This window comes from Pseudomonas edaphica, assembly GCF_965277385.1.
GTDB classification, from domain to species: Bacteria; Pseudomonadota; Gammaproteobacteria; order Pseudomonadales; family Pseudomonadaceae; genus Aquipseudomonas; species Aquipseudomonas edaphica.
This window is the reverse complement of the sequence record NZ_OZ255725.1, coordinates 2,163,169-2,177,705: the sequence shown is the minus strand read 5'-3', so window position 1 is coordinate 2,177,705 and position 14,537 is coordinate 2,163,169. Positions and strand designations below refer to the sequence as shown.

Annotated in this window: 13 protein-coding genes; all 13 read left to right on the top strand. The window is 60.9% G+C overall.

Annotation, left to right across the window (positions count from 1 at the left end):
- The first annotated feature begins 296 nt into the window (after positions 1-296).
- From mraZ to ACQY47_RS09765, 13 genes are read left to right on the top strand one after another with little or no spacing between them, the layout of a single operon-like run.
- Entirely contained in the window at positions 297-752 is a 456-nt protein-coding gene (gene mraZ, locus ACQY47_RS09825) for a division/cell wall cluster transcriptional repressor MraZ (RefSeq protein ID WP_003171868.1), read from the top strand.
- Entirely contained in the window at positions 749-1,696 is a 948-nt protein-coding gene (gene rsmH, locus ACQY47_RS09820) for a 16S rRNA (cytosine(1402)-N(4))-methyltransferase RsmH (RefSeq protein WP_428557023.1), read from the top strand. The genes mraZ and rsmH overlap by 4 nt, the downstream gene beginning before the upstream one ends.
- Positions 1,693-1,986, top strand: a complete 294-nt coding sequence (gene ftsL, locus ACQY47_RS09815; RefSeq protein ID WP_003216203.1) for a cell division protein FtsL — start codon at positions 1,693-1,695, stop codon at positions 1,984-1,986. The genes rsmH and ftsL overlap by 4 nt, the downstream gene beginning before the upstream one ends.
- Positions 1,986-3,728 carry a peptidoglycan D,D-transpeptidase FtsI family protein gene (locus tag ACQY47_RS09810; protein ID WP_169986985.1) on the top strand — a complete coding sequence of 581 codons (1,743 nt, stop codon included), beginning with the start codon at positions 1,986-1,988 and terminating at the stop codon, positions 3,726-3,728. Before ftsL ends, ACQY47_RS09810 begins: the two co-directional genes overlap by 1 nt.
- Entirely contained in the window at positions 3,728-5,191 is a 1,464-nt protein-coding gene (locus ACQY47_RS09805; RefSeq protein ID WP_428557022.1) for a UDP-N-acetylmuramoyl-L-alanyl-D-glutamate--2,6-diaminopimelate ligase, read from the top strand. The genes ACQY47_RS09810 and ACQY47_RS09805 overlap by 1 nt, the downstream gene beginning before the upstream one ends.
- Positions 5,184-6,554 carry a UDP-N-acetylmuramoyl-tripeptide--D-alanyl-D-alanine ligase gene (locus ACQY47_RS09800; protein ID WP_017138189.1) on the top strand — a complete coding sequence of 457 codons (1,371 nt, stop codon included), beginning with the start codon at positions 5,184-5,186 and terminating at the stop codon, positions 6,552-6,554. The genes ACQY47_RS09805 and ACQY47_RS09800 overlap by 8 nt, the downstream gene beginning before the upstream one ends.
- The gene (gene mraY, locus ACQY47_RS09795) at positions 6,554-7,636 is read left to right on the top strand and encodes a phospho-N-acetylmuramoyl-pentapeptide-transferase (protein WP_017138188.1); all 1,083 of its coding nucleotides are present in this window, start codon (positions 6,554-6,556) and stop codon (positions 7,634-7,636) included. Before ACQY47_RS09800 ends, mraY begins: the two co-directional genes overlap by 1 nt.
- 6 nt (positions 7,637-7,642) lie before the next feature.
- Complete coding sequence (gene murD, locus ACQY47_RS09790; protein ID WP_170036289.1) at positions 7,643-8,989, top strand: UDP-N-acetylmuramoyl-L-alanine--D-glutamate ligase; 1,347 nt, start codon at positions 7,643-7,645, stop codon at positions 8,987-8,989.
- Positions 8,986-10,203: a putative lipid II flippase FtsW gene (ftsW, locus tag ACQY47_RS09785; protein WP_020372698.1), complete on the top strand. Its 1,218-nt coding sequence runs from the start codon at positions 8,986-8,988 to the stop codon at positions 10,201-10,203. The genes murD and ftsW overlap by 4 nt, the downstream gene beginning before the upstream one ends.
- Entirely contained in the window at positions 10,193-11,263 is a 1,071-nt protein-coding gene (gene murG, locus ACQY47_RS09780) for an undecaprenyldiphospho-muramoylpentapeptide beta-N-acetylglucosaminyltransferase (RefSeq protein ID WP_017138185.1), read from the top strand. The genes ftsW and murG overlap by 11 nt, the downstream gene beginning before the upstream one ends.
- Complete coding sequence (murC, locus tag ACQY47_RS09775) at positions 11,256-12,701, top strand: UDP-N-acetylmuramate--L-alanine ligase (protein ID WP_017138184.1); 1,446 nt, start codon at positions 11,256-11,258, stop codon at positions 12,699-12,701. Before murG ends, murC begins: the two co-directional genes overlap by 8 nt.
- A complete protein-coding gene (locus tag ACQY47_RS09770; RefSeq protein WP_017138183.1) occupies positions 12,698-13,654 on the top strand; it encodes a D-alanine--D-alanine ligase in 957 nt (318 codons plus the stop codon). The genes murC and ACQY47_RS09770 overlap by 4 nt, the downstream gene beginning before the upstream one ends.
- 4 nt (positions 13,655-13,658) lie before the next feature.
- Complete coding sequence (locus ACQY47_RS09765; RefSeq protein ID WP_017138182.1) at positions 13,659-14,528, top strand: cell division protein FtsQ/DivIB; 870 nt, start codon at positions 13,659-13,661, stop codon at positions 14,526-14,528.
- The last annotated feature ends 9 nt before the right edge of the window (positions 14,529-14,537 follow it).

Sequence of the window (14,537 nt, the reverse complement as noted above, 5' to 3'; positions counted from 1 at the left end):
CTGCCAAATCATTGGCAGATGCATCTTCGTAATACCAAAAAAATCTTACTCTTAATAAATTACTTTAACTTTAAGCCGTAGCTCCATGAGCTATTTGCGGTTGCTGAGTCAAAAACATCGCCAAACTCGCGTTTCTCCTCCTTTTACGTTCCTAAATCTCCGTTCTGTAAGGCTTTTCCTTGAATCCGCGCCTTGACGGTGTGGTGGGCGCATTCCTATAGTGTGCGCAAGTGGCGGAAAGTGGCACAAAGTGGGTTTTTTGAACGTAAAACGCTAAAATTTGGAGAAGCGCATCTGTGTTTCGCGGAGCTAACGCTATCAGTCTCGATGCAAAAGGCCGTCTCGCCATGCCGAGCCGGTATCGTGACGAGCTCATTTCGCGAAGTTCAGGCCAGTTAATCATCACGATTGACGCCGTTGACCCTTGTTTGTGTGTTTACCCCCTCGATGAGTGGGAGTTGATCGAAACCAAGTTGCGCGCTCTGCCTTCATTGCGTGAAGAAAACCGCCGCCTGCAGCGTCTGCTGATCGGTAATGCCGTCGACCTTGAACTCGATGGCAGTGGTCGTTTCCTGGTGCCGCCGCGCTTGCGCGAGTACGCCAAGCTGGATAAGCGCGCAATGCTGGTGGGCCAGCTGAACAAGTTCCAATTGTGGGACGAAGATGCCTGGGATGCTGTTTCTGCAGCAGACCTGGCTGCTATTCAACAACCGGGCGCTATGCCTGATGAACTGCGTGATTTGATCCTGTGACTATTGATAGCGGCTTTAACCACATCACCGTACTGCTTGACGAAGCCGTTGAGGCTCTCGCCGTACGCGCGGATGGCTGCTATGTGGATGGCACCTTCGGCAGGGGCGGGCACAGCCGGTTGTTACTCAGCCAGCTCGGCTCCGACGGTAAACTCCTCGGGTTCGACAAAGACCCTCAAGCGATTGCCACCGGGCAAGCGCTAGCGGCCGAAGACGGCCGCTTTGTCGTTGTGCAGCGCAGCTTTGCCGAGCTGGGTGCCGAAGTCGCCGAGCGCGGCATGGCAGGTAAGGTAGCCGGGGTTTTGCTCGACTTGGGCGTATCTTCGCCACAGCTTGACGACCCCGAGCGCGGCTTCAGTTTCATGAACGACGGCCCTCTCGACATGCGCATGGACCCGACTCGTGGCATCAGCGCTGCGCAGTTCATCGCCACTGCGCCCCATGAAGAAATTACCCGCGTGTTCAAGGAATACGGCGAAGAACGCTTCGCCGGCCGCATGGCCCGTGCCGTGGTTGAGCGCCGTGAAATCCAGCCGTTCGAGCGCACCGCCGACCTGGCTGAAGTGCTCAAGGTCGCAAACCCTGCGTGGGAAAAGGGCAAGAACCCGGCAACCCGTGCGTTCCAGGGTTTGCGCATTCACGTCAATAACGAACTGGGCGATCTGGAAGCCGGCCTCGAAGCCGCACTGGATGCCTTGGAAGTGGGTGGTCGCCTGGTGGTGATCAGCTTCCACTCCCTGGAAGACCGCATCGTCAAACTGTTCATGCGTCGTCTGGTCAAGGGCGAGTCCGATAACCTGCCGCGCAACCTGCCGGTGCGTTTCGAAGCCTTTGTGCCGAAAATCAAAATCCATGGCAAAGCGCAGTTCGCCTCCGAAGCCGAACTCAAGGCCAACCCACGTTCCCGTAGCGCCGTTATGCGCGTCGCGGAGAAGCTGCGGTGAGCAAGCTTTTCGCCAAGCCCCTCCCGGGCGGCAGCTTCTTTATGTTGCTGTTGTTTGTCGGCGTGCTGGTGTCCGCAATTGCGGTGTCTTACAGCGCCCACTACAACCGTCAATTGCTTAACACCCTGTACGGGGAATTGAGCGTGCGTGACAAAGCGCAGGCGGAATGGGGCCGGTTGATCCTTGAGCAAAGCACCTGGACGGCCCATAGCCGTATTGAAGTGCTGGCCACCGAACAGCTGAAAATGCACATTCCTGGTGCGGCCGAAGTGCGGATGGTGGCGCCATGATGAAACTTGAAGGTGCACTTTACCCGTGGCGCTTTCGCCTGATGCTCGGCATCTTGGCTTTGATGGCTGGCGCGATTGCATGGCGGATTATCGATCTGCAAGTGATCGACCGCGACTTCCTGATCGGCGAGGGTAATGCCCGTAGCCTGCGGCATATCCCGATTCCTGCGCACCGCGGCCTGATCACCGACCGTAACGGCGAACCTCTGGCCGTGAGTACGCCGGTGACCACCCTGTGGGCCAATGCCAAGGAGCTGCAAACCGCCAAGGACAAATGGCCTGAGCTGGCTGCCGCGCTGGGCCAGGACCCTAAAGCCTTGAGCGAGCGTCTGGAAGCCCAGGCCAACAAGGAATTCATCTATCTGGTGCGTGGGCTGACGCCTGAGCAGGGCCAGCAAGTGCTCGACCTTAAAGTCCCCGGTGTCTATGGCATCGAGGAGTTTCGTCGTTTCTACCCGGCGGGTGAAACCACCGCGCATATGGTTGGCTTTACCGACATTGATGACCACGGCCGTGAAGGTGTGGAGCTGGCCTACGACGAATGGCTGGCCGGCGTGCCCGGCAAACGGCAGGTCATCAAGGATCGACGCGGCAGACTGATTAAAGATGTCCAGGTGACCAAAAACGCCAAGGCCGGTAAGCCCTTGGCGTTGTCGATTGACCTGCGTCTGCAGTACCTGGCCAACCGCGAGCTGCGTAACGCGATCATCGAGAACGGCGCCAAGGCCGGTAGCCTGGTGATCATGGACGTCAAGACCGGCGAGATCCTCGCCATGGTCAACCAGCCGACCTACAACCCGAACAACCGTCGCAACCTGCAACCGGCGATGATGCGTAACCGCGCCATGATCGACGTGTTCGAGCCGGGTTCGACCATGAAAGCCATTTCCATGAGTGCCGCCCTGGAAACCGGGCGCTGGAAGCCGAGCGACAAGGTCGAGGTTTACCCAGGCACCTTGCAGTTGGGCAAATACACCATTCGTGACGTGTCCCGCAGCGAAGGGCCGGTGTTGGATTTGACAGGCATCCTGATCAACTCCAGTAACGTCGGCATGAGTAAGGTCGCCTTCGATATCGGCGGCGAAACCATCTATCACCTGGCGCAAAAAATCGGCTTGGGCCAACCCACCGGCCTGGATTTCCCAGGCGAGCGCGTGGGCAACCTGCCGAACTACCGCGACTGGAAAAAAGCCGAGACTGCCACGCTCTCCTACGGCTACGGCCTGTCGGTAACCGCGATCCAGCTGGCCCATGCTTTCTCTGTATTGGCCAATAATGGCCGTATGGTTCCACTGAGCTTGATCCACGTCGACGAAGCGCCGAAAGCCACCCAGGTAATCCCGGAAAAAGTCGCCAAGACCATACAAGGCATGCTGCAACAAGTGATCGAAGCCCCGCGCGGTGTGTTCCGGGCACAGGTGCCGGCTTATCACGTGGCCGGCAAGTCCGGTACTGCACGTAAAACCTCGGTCGGCACCAAGGGCTACGCCGAAAACTCTTACCGCTCGCTGTTCGCCGGCTTCGGTCCGATGAGCGATCCGCGCTACGCCATCGTCGTAGTGATTGATGAACCGAGCAAGGCCGGCTACTTCGGTGGCCTGGTGTCGGCTCCGGTATTCAGCAAAGTGATGTCCGGCACCCTGCGCCTGATGAATATTACGCCGGACAACCTGCCGCCGACTCAACAAGCGAACGCAGGACCACCGGCCGCAGCTGTCAAAGCCAATGGAGGGCGCGGCTGATGTCTCTTAGCCTGAACAAGATTTTTGCCCACGCCGGACGCGATCTGCTGATTCGTGAATTGAGCCTGGACAGCCGTAATGTACGCGCCGGTGATCTGTTCCTGGCGGTGCCCGGCGGCAAGCTCGATGGCCGTGCACATATCGCCGATGCCCTGCAACGAGGCGCGGCCGCCGTGGCTTATGAAGTGGAAGGCGCCACCGTGCTGCCGATCACCGACGTGCCCTTGATTCCGGTCAAGGGCCTGGCCGCGCAACTGTCGGACATCGCCGGGCGTTTTTATGGTGACCCGAGCCGTCAGTTGAACCTGATCGGTGTGACTGGCACCAATGGCAAGACCAGCGTGACCCAATTGGTTGCGCAGGCACTCGACCTGCTGGGCCAGCATTGCGGCATTGTCGGTACCCTGGGCACGGGTTTTTACGGTGCGCTGCAAAGCGGCCTGCACACCACGCCGAACCCGATCGCCGTGCAAGCGACCCTGGCCGACCTGAAAAAGGCCGGTGCCAAGGCGGTTGCCATGGAAGTGTCATCCCACGGTCTGGACCAGGGCCGTGTGACTGCCTTGGCGTTTGACGTGGCGGTAATGACCAACCTGTCTCGCGACCACCTCGACTACCACGGCACCATGGAGGCGTACGCCGCCGCCAAGGCCAAGCTGTTCGCCTGGAATGACCTGAAGTGCCGGGTGGTAAACCTGGATGACGCATTCGGCCGCCAACTGGCTGCCGAAGACAGCGAAGCACGCCTGATCACCTACAGCCTGGAAGATTCCAGCGCGTATCTGTATTGCCGTGAAGCCCAATTTAATGACGAAGGCGTGCTCGCCACGCTGATCACGCCCCAGGGCGAACACCACTTGCGCAGCACCTTGCTTGGGCGTTTCAACCTGAGCAACGTGCTCGCGGCTGTTGGCGCATTGCTTGGCCTGGATTACGCCCTGGACGAAATCCTGCGCGTGCTGCCCAAACTCGAAGGCCCGGCCGGCCGTATGCAGCGTTTGGGTGGCGGCTCTCAGCCACTGGTGGTGGTCGATTACGCCCACACGCCGGACGCGCTGGAAAAAGTCCTCGAAGCCCTGCGCCCACACGCCAAGGGCAAATTGCTCTGCCTGTTCGGCTGCGGCGGTGACCGTGATCGCGGCAAGCGCCCGCTGATGGCTGAAATCGTCGAGCGCCTGGCCGATGGCGTGCTCGTGACCGACGACAACCCACGCAGCGAAGACCCGAACCAGATTTTCGACGACATCCGTGTCGGCTTTAAAGACGCCACCAAGGCCACCTTCGTTGCCGGTCGCGGCGCCGCCATTGCCCAGCTGATCGCCAGCGCCAGTGCTGAGGACGTGGTGGTACTGGCTGGTAAAGGTCACGAGGACTACCAGGAAATCAACGGCGAACGCCATGCCTTCTCCGATCTGGTCGAGGCTGATCACGCCCTGACTGCCTGGGAGGTCGCCCATGCTTAAAGCGATGAAGTTCAGCGAACTGACCCAGGCCTTGTCGGCCCGTGTAGTGTCGAGCGATTGCAGCTTCGACGGCGTCAGTATCGACAGTCGCAACATCAAGCCGGGGCAACTGTTTATTGCACTGGCCGGCCCACGTTTCGATGGGCACGACTACCTGAACGAAGTAGCCGCCAAAGGTGCCGTGGGTGCCTTGGTGCAGCGTGAAGTCACGGACTCGACGCTGCCGCAATTGCTGGTCGCCGATACCCGCCTGGCCCTCGGGCTGTTGGGCGCGCTGAACCGCGCCGCATTTGATAAGCCCGTTGCCGCCATCACTGGCTCCAGCGGCAAAACCACGGTCAAGGAACTGCTTGCCGGCGTGCTGCGCACACGCGGGCCGGTGCTCGCCACCCGTGGCAACCTGAACAATGATTTCGGCGCTCCATTGACCCTGCTCGAACTGGCCCCGGAACACACCGCGGCGGTAATCGAGCTGGGCGCTTCGCGCGTCGGCGAAATTGCTTACACCGTGGCGCTGACCAAGCCTCACGTGGCAATTATCAACAATGCCGGCACCGCCCACGTGGGCGAGTTCGGTGGCCCGGAAAAAATCGTCGAAGCCAAGGGCGAAATCCTCGAAGGCCTCGATGCCTCGGGCACCGCAGTATTGAACCTTGACGACAAAGCCTTCGAGACCTGGCGTGTGCGCGCCGCCGGTCGCAAGGTGCTGACGTTTGCCGTGCTCAACGCGGCGGCTGATTTCCACGCAGCCGACATCACCGTCGACGCCCGTGGTTGCCCGTCCTTCACCTTGCACACACCGCAAGGCAGCGAGCACGTGCAACTGAACCTGCTGGGCAACCATAACGTCGCCAATGCCTTGGCCGCCGCCGCTGCCGCCTCCGCCCTGGGCGTATCACTGTTCGGTATCGCCACCGGCCTGGGCGCGGTGCAGCCAGTCAAAGGCCGCACCGTGGCACAACTGGCGACCAATGGCATGCGTGTGATTGATGACACCTACAACGCCAACCAGTCCTCCGTCTGCGCCGCTATTGACCTGCTTAAAAGCTTCGCCGGGCGCAAGGTGCTGGTGCTGGGCGATATCGCCGAATTGGGCGACTGGGCCGAGCAGTCCCACCGTGAAGTCGGCGCCTACGCGAGCGGTAAAGTCGACGCGCTTTACGCCGTTGGCCCGAACATGGCCCACGCCGTTGACGCCTTCGGCCTCGGTGCGCGGCATTTCGCTACCCAGGCCGAGCTGATCCAGGCACTGGTGGCGGCTGAACACGACAAACACACAACCATTTTGATCAAGGGATCGCGCAGCGCGGTGATGGAAAACGTCGTCGCGGCCTTGTGTGGCTCAAGTACGGAGAAACATTAATGCTGCTGCTGCTGGCTGAGTATCTGCAACAGTTCCACAAAGGCTTCGCGGTCTTTCAGTACCTGACCCTGCGCGGGATCCTGGGTGTGCTGACTGCGCTGTCTTTGTCGCTGTTCCTGGGGCCGTGGATGATCCGCACCCTGCAGAACCTGCAAATTGGTCAATCGGTTCGTAATGACGGCCCGCAGTCGCACCTGTCCAAATCCGGCACCCCGACCATGGGCGGTGCGCTGATCCTGTCTTCCATCGGCATCAGCACCTTGCTGTGGGCCGACCTGCATAACCGCTACGTCTGGACGGTGCTGCTGGTGACCCTGTTGTTCGGCGCGATCGGCTGGGTCGATGACTACCGCAAAGTGATCGAGAAAAACTCCAAGGGTTTGCCCAGCCGCTGGAAGTACTTCTGGCAGTCGGTGTTTGGCCTTGGCGCCGCGATCTTCCTGTACATGACCGCGCCAAGCGCCGTCGAAACCACCTTGATCATTCCGATGCTCAAGGACGCCAGCATTCCACTGGGCGTTGGCTTTGTGGTGCTGACCTACTTCGTGATCGTCGGCTCCAGCAACGCGGTGAACCTGACTGATGGCCTCGACGGTCTGGCAATCATGCCGACCGTGATGGTCGGCGGTGCGCTCGGTATCTTCTGCTACCTGTCGGGTAACGTGAAATTCGCTGAATACCTGCTGATCCCGTATGTGCCGGGCGCAGGTGAGTTGATCGTGTTCTGCGGCGCCCTGATCGGTGCCGGCCTGGGCTTCCTGTGGTTCAACACCTATCCCGCACAAGTCTTCATGGGCGACGTCGGCGCGCTGGCGCTGGGCGCAGCCTTGGGCACCATCGCGGTGATCGTCCGCCAGGAAATCGTGTTGTTCATCATGGGCGGTGTGTTCGTGATGGAAACCCTGTCGGTGGTCATCCAGGTGGCCTCCTTCAAATTGACCGGGCGCCGCGTGTTCCGTATGGCGCCGATTCACCACCACTTTGAACTCAAGGGCTGGCCAGAGCCGCGTGTGATTGTCCGTTTCTGGATCATCACCGTGATTCTGGTACTGGTCGGCCTTGCCACCCTGAAACTGAGGTAGAAACGAGTGTCCCTGATCGCTTCAGACCACTTCCGCATCGTTGTCGGCCTCGGCAAGAGCGGCATGTCCCTGGTTCGCTTCCTGGCGAACCGGGGCACGTCGTTTGCCGTGGCCGATACGCGGGAAAATCCACCGGAGCTGGTCACGCTGCGCCGTGACTACCCGCACGTGGAAGTGCGTTGTGGCGAGCTGGATGTCGAGTTTCTGTGCCGTGCCGACGAGCTCTACGTGAGCCCCGGCCTGGCCTTGGCGACACCGGCCCTGCAAGCGGCAGCGGCGCGTGGCGTGAAGCTGTCCGGCGACATCGACCTGTTTGCGCGCTATGCGAAGGCACCGATCGTGGCCATCAGCGGCTCCAACGCGAAAAGCACCGTGACCACCCTGGTCGGCGAGATGGCGGCTGCGGCCGGCAAGCGCGTGGCCGTGGGCGGTAACCTCGGCACGCCAGCGCTGGACCTGCTCAGCGACGACATCGAGTTGTACGTGATGGAACTATCGAGCTTCCAGCTCGAAACCACCCACGATCTGGGGGCTGAAGTCGCCACCGTGTTGAACGTGAGTGAAGACCACATGGACCGCTACAGCGGCCTGCCGGCGTACCACCTGGCCAAGCACCGGATTTTCCGTGGTGCCAGGCAATTTGTGGTCAACCGCCAAGATGCCCTGAGCCGTCCGCTGATGGGCGAAGGCATGCCCTGCTGGACCTTTGGCCTGGGCAAACCGGATTTCAAAGCCTTCGGCATTCGCGAAGAGAACGGCGAGAAATACCTGGCCTTCGAATTCCAGAACCTGATGCCGGTACGTGAATTGAAAATCCGTGGCGCGCACAACCAATCCAATGCATTGGCGGCCCTGGCGTTGGGTCACGCCGTCGGCCTGCCATTTGATGCGATGCTGTCGAGCCTGCGCACCTTCGGCGGCCTCGAGCATCGCTGCCAGTGGGTGCGCGACCTCAATGGCGTGAGCTACTACAACGATTCCAAGGCCACCAACGTGGGTGCCGCACTGGCTGCCATCGAAGGGCTCGGCGCTGATATCGACGGCAAGCTTGTGCTGATCGCCGGTGGCGACGGCAAGGGTGCCGACTTCAAAGACCTTAAAGGCCCGGTGGCTGCACATTGCCGCGCCGTGGTGCTGATCGGCCGTGACTCGGACTTGATCGCCGCCGCGTTGGGCGACGCAGTACCGCAGGTACGCGCCACCTCGCTGGACGATGCGATTGCCCAATGCAAAGCCCTGGCCCAGCCGGGGGATGCGGTGTTGCTGTCGCCGGCGTGCGCCAGTTTCGACATGTTCAAGAACTACGAAGAGCGCGGCCAGCTGTTCGCACGCGCCGTGGAGGCCTTGGCATGAATTTCAGAAATATTATCAAGCCGTACCCATCGCCGATCATCACCGGTCGCGGTATCGACCTCGACTTCCCGATGCTCGCCGGCTGCCTGGCGCTGCTGGGCCTGGGGTTGGTCATGATCACTTCGGCGTCCTCGGAAGTGGCCGCAGTGCAGTCGGGCAACACCCTGTACATGATGATCCGTCACCTGGTGTACCTGGTGATCGGTCTCGGCGCCTGCATCGTCACCATGATGATCCCCATCGCTACCTGGCAGCGCCTGGGTTGGCTGATGCTGATCGGCGCGTTTGGTTTGTTGATCATGGTGATCCTGCCCGGCATCGGCCGTGAGGTGAACGGTTCGATGCGCTGGATCGGCTTCGGCGCGTTTAACGTGCAGCCGTCGGAAATCGCCAAGGTGTTCGTGGTGATCTACCTCGCCGGTTACCTGGTCCGTCGCCAGAAAGAAGTACGCGAAAGCTGGATGGGCTTCTTCAAGCCGTTCATCGTGCTGCTGCCCATGGCTGGCCTGTTGCTGATGGAGCCCGACTTCGGTGCCACCGTCGTAATGATGGGCGCGGCGGCGGCGATGCTGTTTCTCGGCGGTGTGGGCTTGTTCCGGTTCGCCATGATGGTGGTGCTGGCGGTGGTCGCGGTTTACCTGCTGGTGGAAGCACAACCGTACCGTATGGCGCGCCTGATTACCTTTACCGACCCCTGGTCCGATCAGTTCGGCTCCGGCTACCAGTTGACCCAGGCGCTGATCGCCTTTGGTCGCGGCGGATGGCTGGGTGTTGGGCTGGGCAATAGCGTGCAGAAGCAGTTTTACCTGCCGGAAGCGCATACCGACTTCGTGTTCTCCGTGCTGGCCGAAGAACTCGGTGCCGTGGGTTCGCTGTGCACCGTTGCACTGTTCATGTTCGTCTGCGTACGGGCGCTTTACATCGGTCTTTGGGCCGAGAAAGCCAAGCAGTTTTTCGCAGCTTATGTCGCCTACGGCTTGGCGTTTTTGTGGATTGGTCAGGTGCTGATCAACATCGGGGTAAACATCGGTCGCTTGCCGACCAAGGGTTTGACCCTGCCGTTTCTCAGCTACGGCGGCAGCTCGTTGGTCATCTGCTGCGTGTGCCTGGGCTTGCTGCTGCGCATCGAGTGGGAGAGTCGCACCCACCTGGGCAGCGAAGAGATGGAATTCAGCGAGAGCGATTTTGCCGAGGAGCCGGACCATGGGCGCTAACGTGCTGATCATGGCAGGCGGCACCGGGGGCCATGTGTTCCCGGCCCTGGCTTGCGCGCGCGAATTCCAGAACCGTGGCTACACCGTGCATTGGCTCGGTACGCCACGTGGCATCGAAAACGAATTGGTCCCGAATGCCGGCTTGCCGCTGCACTTGATCAACGTCACTGGTTTGCGTGGCAAGGGTAAGTTGTCCCTGCTCAAGGCGCCGTTCGTGTTGCTCAAGGCGGTGTGGCAGGCGCGCAAAGTGATTCGTGAGTTGAAGCCGGTGTGCGTGCTGGGCTTTGGTGGTTATGTGACTGGCCCTGGTGGTGTGGCCGCCAAGCTCGCTGGCGTACCGGTGATCGTGCACGAACAGAACGCCGTTGCCGGTACTGCCAACCGCCTGTTGGTGCCGTTGGCCAGCCGAGTGTGCGAGGCGTTCCCGAAGACCTTTGGCGCCTCGGACAAGTTGCGTACCACCGGCAACCCGGTGCGCACCGAACTGTTCATGGCCATTGCCCGTCAGGCGCTGGAGGGCCGTAAGCCACACTTGCTGATCCTGGGCGGAAGCCTGGGCGCGGAGCCGTTGAACAAATTGCTGCCCGAAGCCTTGGCGCTGCTGCCCGTGGACCTGCGTCCCGAAGTGTTCCACCAGGCCGGTAAAAACCACGATGAAATCACCGCTGCCCGCTATCGCGAGGCCGGTGTCGAGGCGAACGTACAGCCTTTTATCAAAGACATGGCCCATGCCTATGGCTGGGCCGACCTGGTGGTCTGTCGCGCTGGTGCGCTGACCGTCAGTGAATTGGCCGCCGCCGGTCTGCCGTCCTTGCTGGTGCCTTTGCCCCACGCCATCGACGATCACCAGACCCGCAACGCCGAATATTTGGCCGGGGAGGGCGCTGCCTTCCTGCTGCCGCAAAGAACGACTGGCGCCGCCGATTTGGCCGCACGCCTGACCGAGGTTTTGATGCAACCGGAACGACTCAACAGCATGGCGAGCACCGCAAGCCGCCTGGCTAAACCTGACGCAACCCGCACCGTGGTCGATATCTGCCTGGAGGTGGCCCATGGTTGAGAATCAGAAAGCCATGCCGCAGCCCGAAATGCGCCGCATCCGTCGTATCCACTTCGTCGGCATCGGCGGCGTGGGCATGTGCGGGATTGCCGAAGTGCTGCTGAACCTGGGTTATCAGGTATCCGGCTCGGACTTGAAAGAGTCGCCGGTGACCGATCGCCTGAAAACCTTCGGCGCACAGATCTTTATCGGCCACCGCGCCGAGAACGCCGCCGAGGCTGACGTGCTGGTAGTGTCCAGCGCCGTGAACACCTCCAACCCGGAAGTGGCCACCGCCCTTGAGCGCCGTATTCCAGTGGTGCCGCGCGCCGAGATGCTGGCCGAGCTGATGCGCTATCGCCACGGTATCGCCGTGGCCGGTACACACGGCAAAACCACCACCACCAGCTTGATCGCCTCGGTGTTCGCCGCCGGTGGCCTGGACCCGACCTTCGTGATTGGTGGTCGCCTGAATGCAGCCGGCACCAATGCCCAGCTCGGCACCAGCCGTTACCTGATCGCCGAAGCCGATGAAAGTGATGCGAGCTTCCTGCACCTGCAGCCGCTGGTCGCTGTGGTGACCAACATCGACGAAGACCACATGGCCACCTACGACGGTGACTTCAACAAGTTGAAGAAAACCTTCGTCGAGTTCCTGCACAACCTGCCGTTCTACGGTTTGGCCGTGGTGTGCCTGGACGATCCGGTGGTGCGTGAGATTCTGCCATCGGTCAAACGCCCAACCGTGACCTACGGCTTCAGCGAAGACGCCGACGTGCGCGCGATCAATGTGCGCCAGGAAGGCATGCAAACCTTCTTCACCGTGCTGCGCCCTGACCGCGAGCCGTTGGACGTATCGGTGAACATGCCGGGCAACCACAACGTATTGAACTCGCTGGCGACCATTTGCATTGCTTCCGATGAAGGCGTCAGCGATGAAGCCATCGTCGAAGGCCTGTCGCGCTTTGCCGGTGTCGGCCGGCGCTTCCAGGTCTACGGTCAACTGCCGGTAGAAGGCGGCGACGTGATGCTGGTGGACGACTACGGTCACCACCCAACTGAAGTTGCAGCCGTTATTAAAGCCGTGCGCGGTGGCTGGCCGGAGCGCCGTCTGGTGATGGTTTACCAGCCGCATCGCTACAGCCGCACCCGCGACCTGTACGACGACTTTGTGAATGTATTGGCCGATGCCAACGTGCTGCTGCTGATGGAAGTCTACCCGGCCGGTGAAGAGCCGATTCCGGGCGCCGACAGCCGCAAGCTGTGCAACAGCATCCGTCAGCGTGGCCAGTTGGACCCAATCTACATCGAGCGCGGTGTGGACCTGGCGCCGATCGTCAAGCCGCTGCTGCGTGCCGGTGACATCCTGCTGTGCCAGGGCGCCGGTGATATCGGTGGCCTTGCGCCCAAGCTGCTCGCCAGCCCGCTGTTTGCGGCTGCAAAGGGGAAGTCGAAATGATCACGCATTACGACACCCTGTTCTCGACCATCACGCCTGCCGACTTCGGCCGCGTAGCGGTATTGTTCGGCGGCAAGAGCGCTGAGCGCGAAGTCTCGCTCAAGTCCGGCAATGCTGTACTGGAAGCGCTGCAAAGCGCCGGCGTAAACGCATTCGGTATCGATGTGGGCGATGATTTCCTTGCCCGCTTGCAGGCCGAGAAGATCGACCGTGCCTTCATCATCCTGCACGGCCGTGGCGGTGAAGACGGCAGCATGCAAGGCTTGCTCGAGTGCGCTGGCATCCCTTACACCGGCAGCGGAATCCTCGCTTCGGCACTGGCCATGGACAAGTTGCGCACCAAGCAGGTGTGGCACAGCCTGGGTATTCCAACCCCACGTCACAGCGTGCTGTGCAGCGAAGACGATTGTATTTCTGCAGCCAAGGAACTGGGCCTGCCTTTGATCGTCAAACCTGCCCATGAAGGCTCCAGTATCGGCATGGCCAAAGTGAACTCGGCCGCCGAATTGATCGACGCATGGAAAGCGGCAAGTACCTACGATTCGCAAGTGTTGGTGGAACAGTGGATCCAGGGTCCCGAGTACACCATCGCCACCCTGCGTGGCCAGGTATTGCCACCTATCGCATTGGGCACGCCCCACACCTTTTACGACTACGACGCCAAGTACGTGGCTTCCGATACTCAGTACCGGATCCCGTGTGGCCTCGACGCAACCAAGGAACAGGAATTGATGGACCTCACGGCGAAAGCCTGTGAGGCACTGGGTATCGCCGGTTGGGCGCGGGCAGACGTGATGCAGGATGACCAAGGGAATTTCTGGTTCCTTGAAGTCAACACCGCTCCCGGCATGACCGACCACAGCCTGGTACCTATGGCAGCCCGTGCTGCCGGTCTGGACTTCCAGCAGTTAGTGCTGGCGATCCTGGCCGCAAGCATTGAGCCAAGAGGCTAACCCCATGAACGGCGCATCGCTTCGTCATCAGCAACCTCCAGTGCCCAGCCGCAAGCCGGTGCCTCGAGGTGCCAGCCGAATGGTGGCTAAAGAGCCGATGTCGGCGCGCCTGCCGAAAGCCAACTTTGGTTTTCTTAAAGCGCTGTTCTGGCCGGTGTTGCTGGTGGCGTTGGGCTTCGGCACTTACGAGGGCGCACAACGCTTGTTGCCGTATGCCGACCGGCCGATCACCAAGATCAGCGTGCAGGGCGACTTGAGCTACATCAGCCAGCAAGCGGTACAGCAGCGCATCGGCCCGTACCTGGCGGCGAGCTTCTTTACCATCGACCTGGCGGGTATGCGCGCAGAACTGGAACAGATGCCGTGGATCGCTCACGCCGAAGTCCGCCGTGTATGGCCGGACCAGGTGACGATCCGTCTGGAAGAACAACTGCCCGTGGCCCGTTGGGGTGATGGCGCGCTGTTGAACAACCAGGGCCAGGCGTTTGCGCCGCGTGAAGTGGCCAACTATGAGCACCTGCCGCAGCTGTTCGGGCCGCAGCGGGCGCAGCAACAAGTGATGCAGCAGTACCAGGCGCTGAGCCAGATGCTGCGGCCATTGGGTTTCTCCATCGCACGCCTGGAATTGCGTGAGCGGGGCAGCTGGTTTTTGACCACCGGGGCAGGCAGTTCCGGCCCGGGCATCGAGTTGTTGCTGGGACGCGACCGCTTGGTGGAAAAGATGCGCCGCTTTATTGCCATCTATGACAAGACCTTGAAAGAACAGATTACGAACATTGCGAGCGTCGACCTGCGTTACGCCAACGGCCTGGCCGTCGGCTGGCGTGAACCAGCTGCGCCGACGACAGCCAAACCCGCTGTCGCGAAGAATTAAGAAGAGGCA

Coding starts and splice junctions, on each gene's coding strand:
- murG (WP_017138185.1), top strand. CDS start 10,193: ATGGGCGCTAACGTGCTGATCATGGCAGGCGGCACCGGGGGCCATGTG.
- ACQY47_RS09770 (WP_017138183.1), top strand. CDS start 12,698: ATGATCACGCATTACGACACCCTGTTCTCGACCATCACGCCTGCCGAC.
- ACQY47_RS09765 (WP_017138182.1), top strand. CDS start 13,659: ATGAACGGCGCATCGCTTCGTCATCAGCAACCTCCAGTGCCCAGCCGC.
- mraY (WP_017138188.1), top strand. CDS start 6,554: ATGCTGCTGCTGCTGGCTGAGTATCTGCAACAGTTCCACAAAGGCTTC.
- ACQY47_RS09805 (WP_428557022.1), top strand. CDS start 3,728: ATGTCTCTTAGCCTGAACAAGATTTTTGCCCACGCCGGACGCGATCTG.
- ACQY47_RS09800 (WP_017138189.1), top strand. CDS start 5,184: ATGCTTAAAGCGATGAAGTTCAGCGAACTGACCCAGGCCTTGTCGGCC.
- ACQY47_RS09810 (WP_169986985.1), top strand. CDS start 1,986: ATGAAACTTGAAGGTGCACTTTACCCGTGGCGCTTTCGCCTGATGCTC.
- ftsW (WP_020372698.1), top strand. CDS start 8,986: ATGAATTTCAGAAATATTATCAAGCCGTACCCATCGCCGATCATCACC.
- murC (WP_017138184.1), top strand. CDS start 11,256: ATGGTTGAGAATCAGAAAGCCATGCCGCAGCCCGAAATGCGCCGCATC.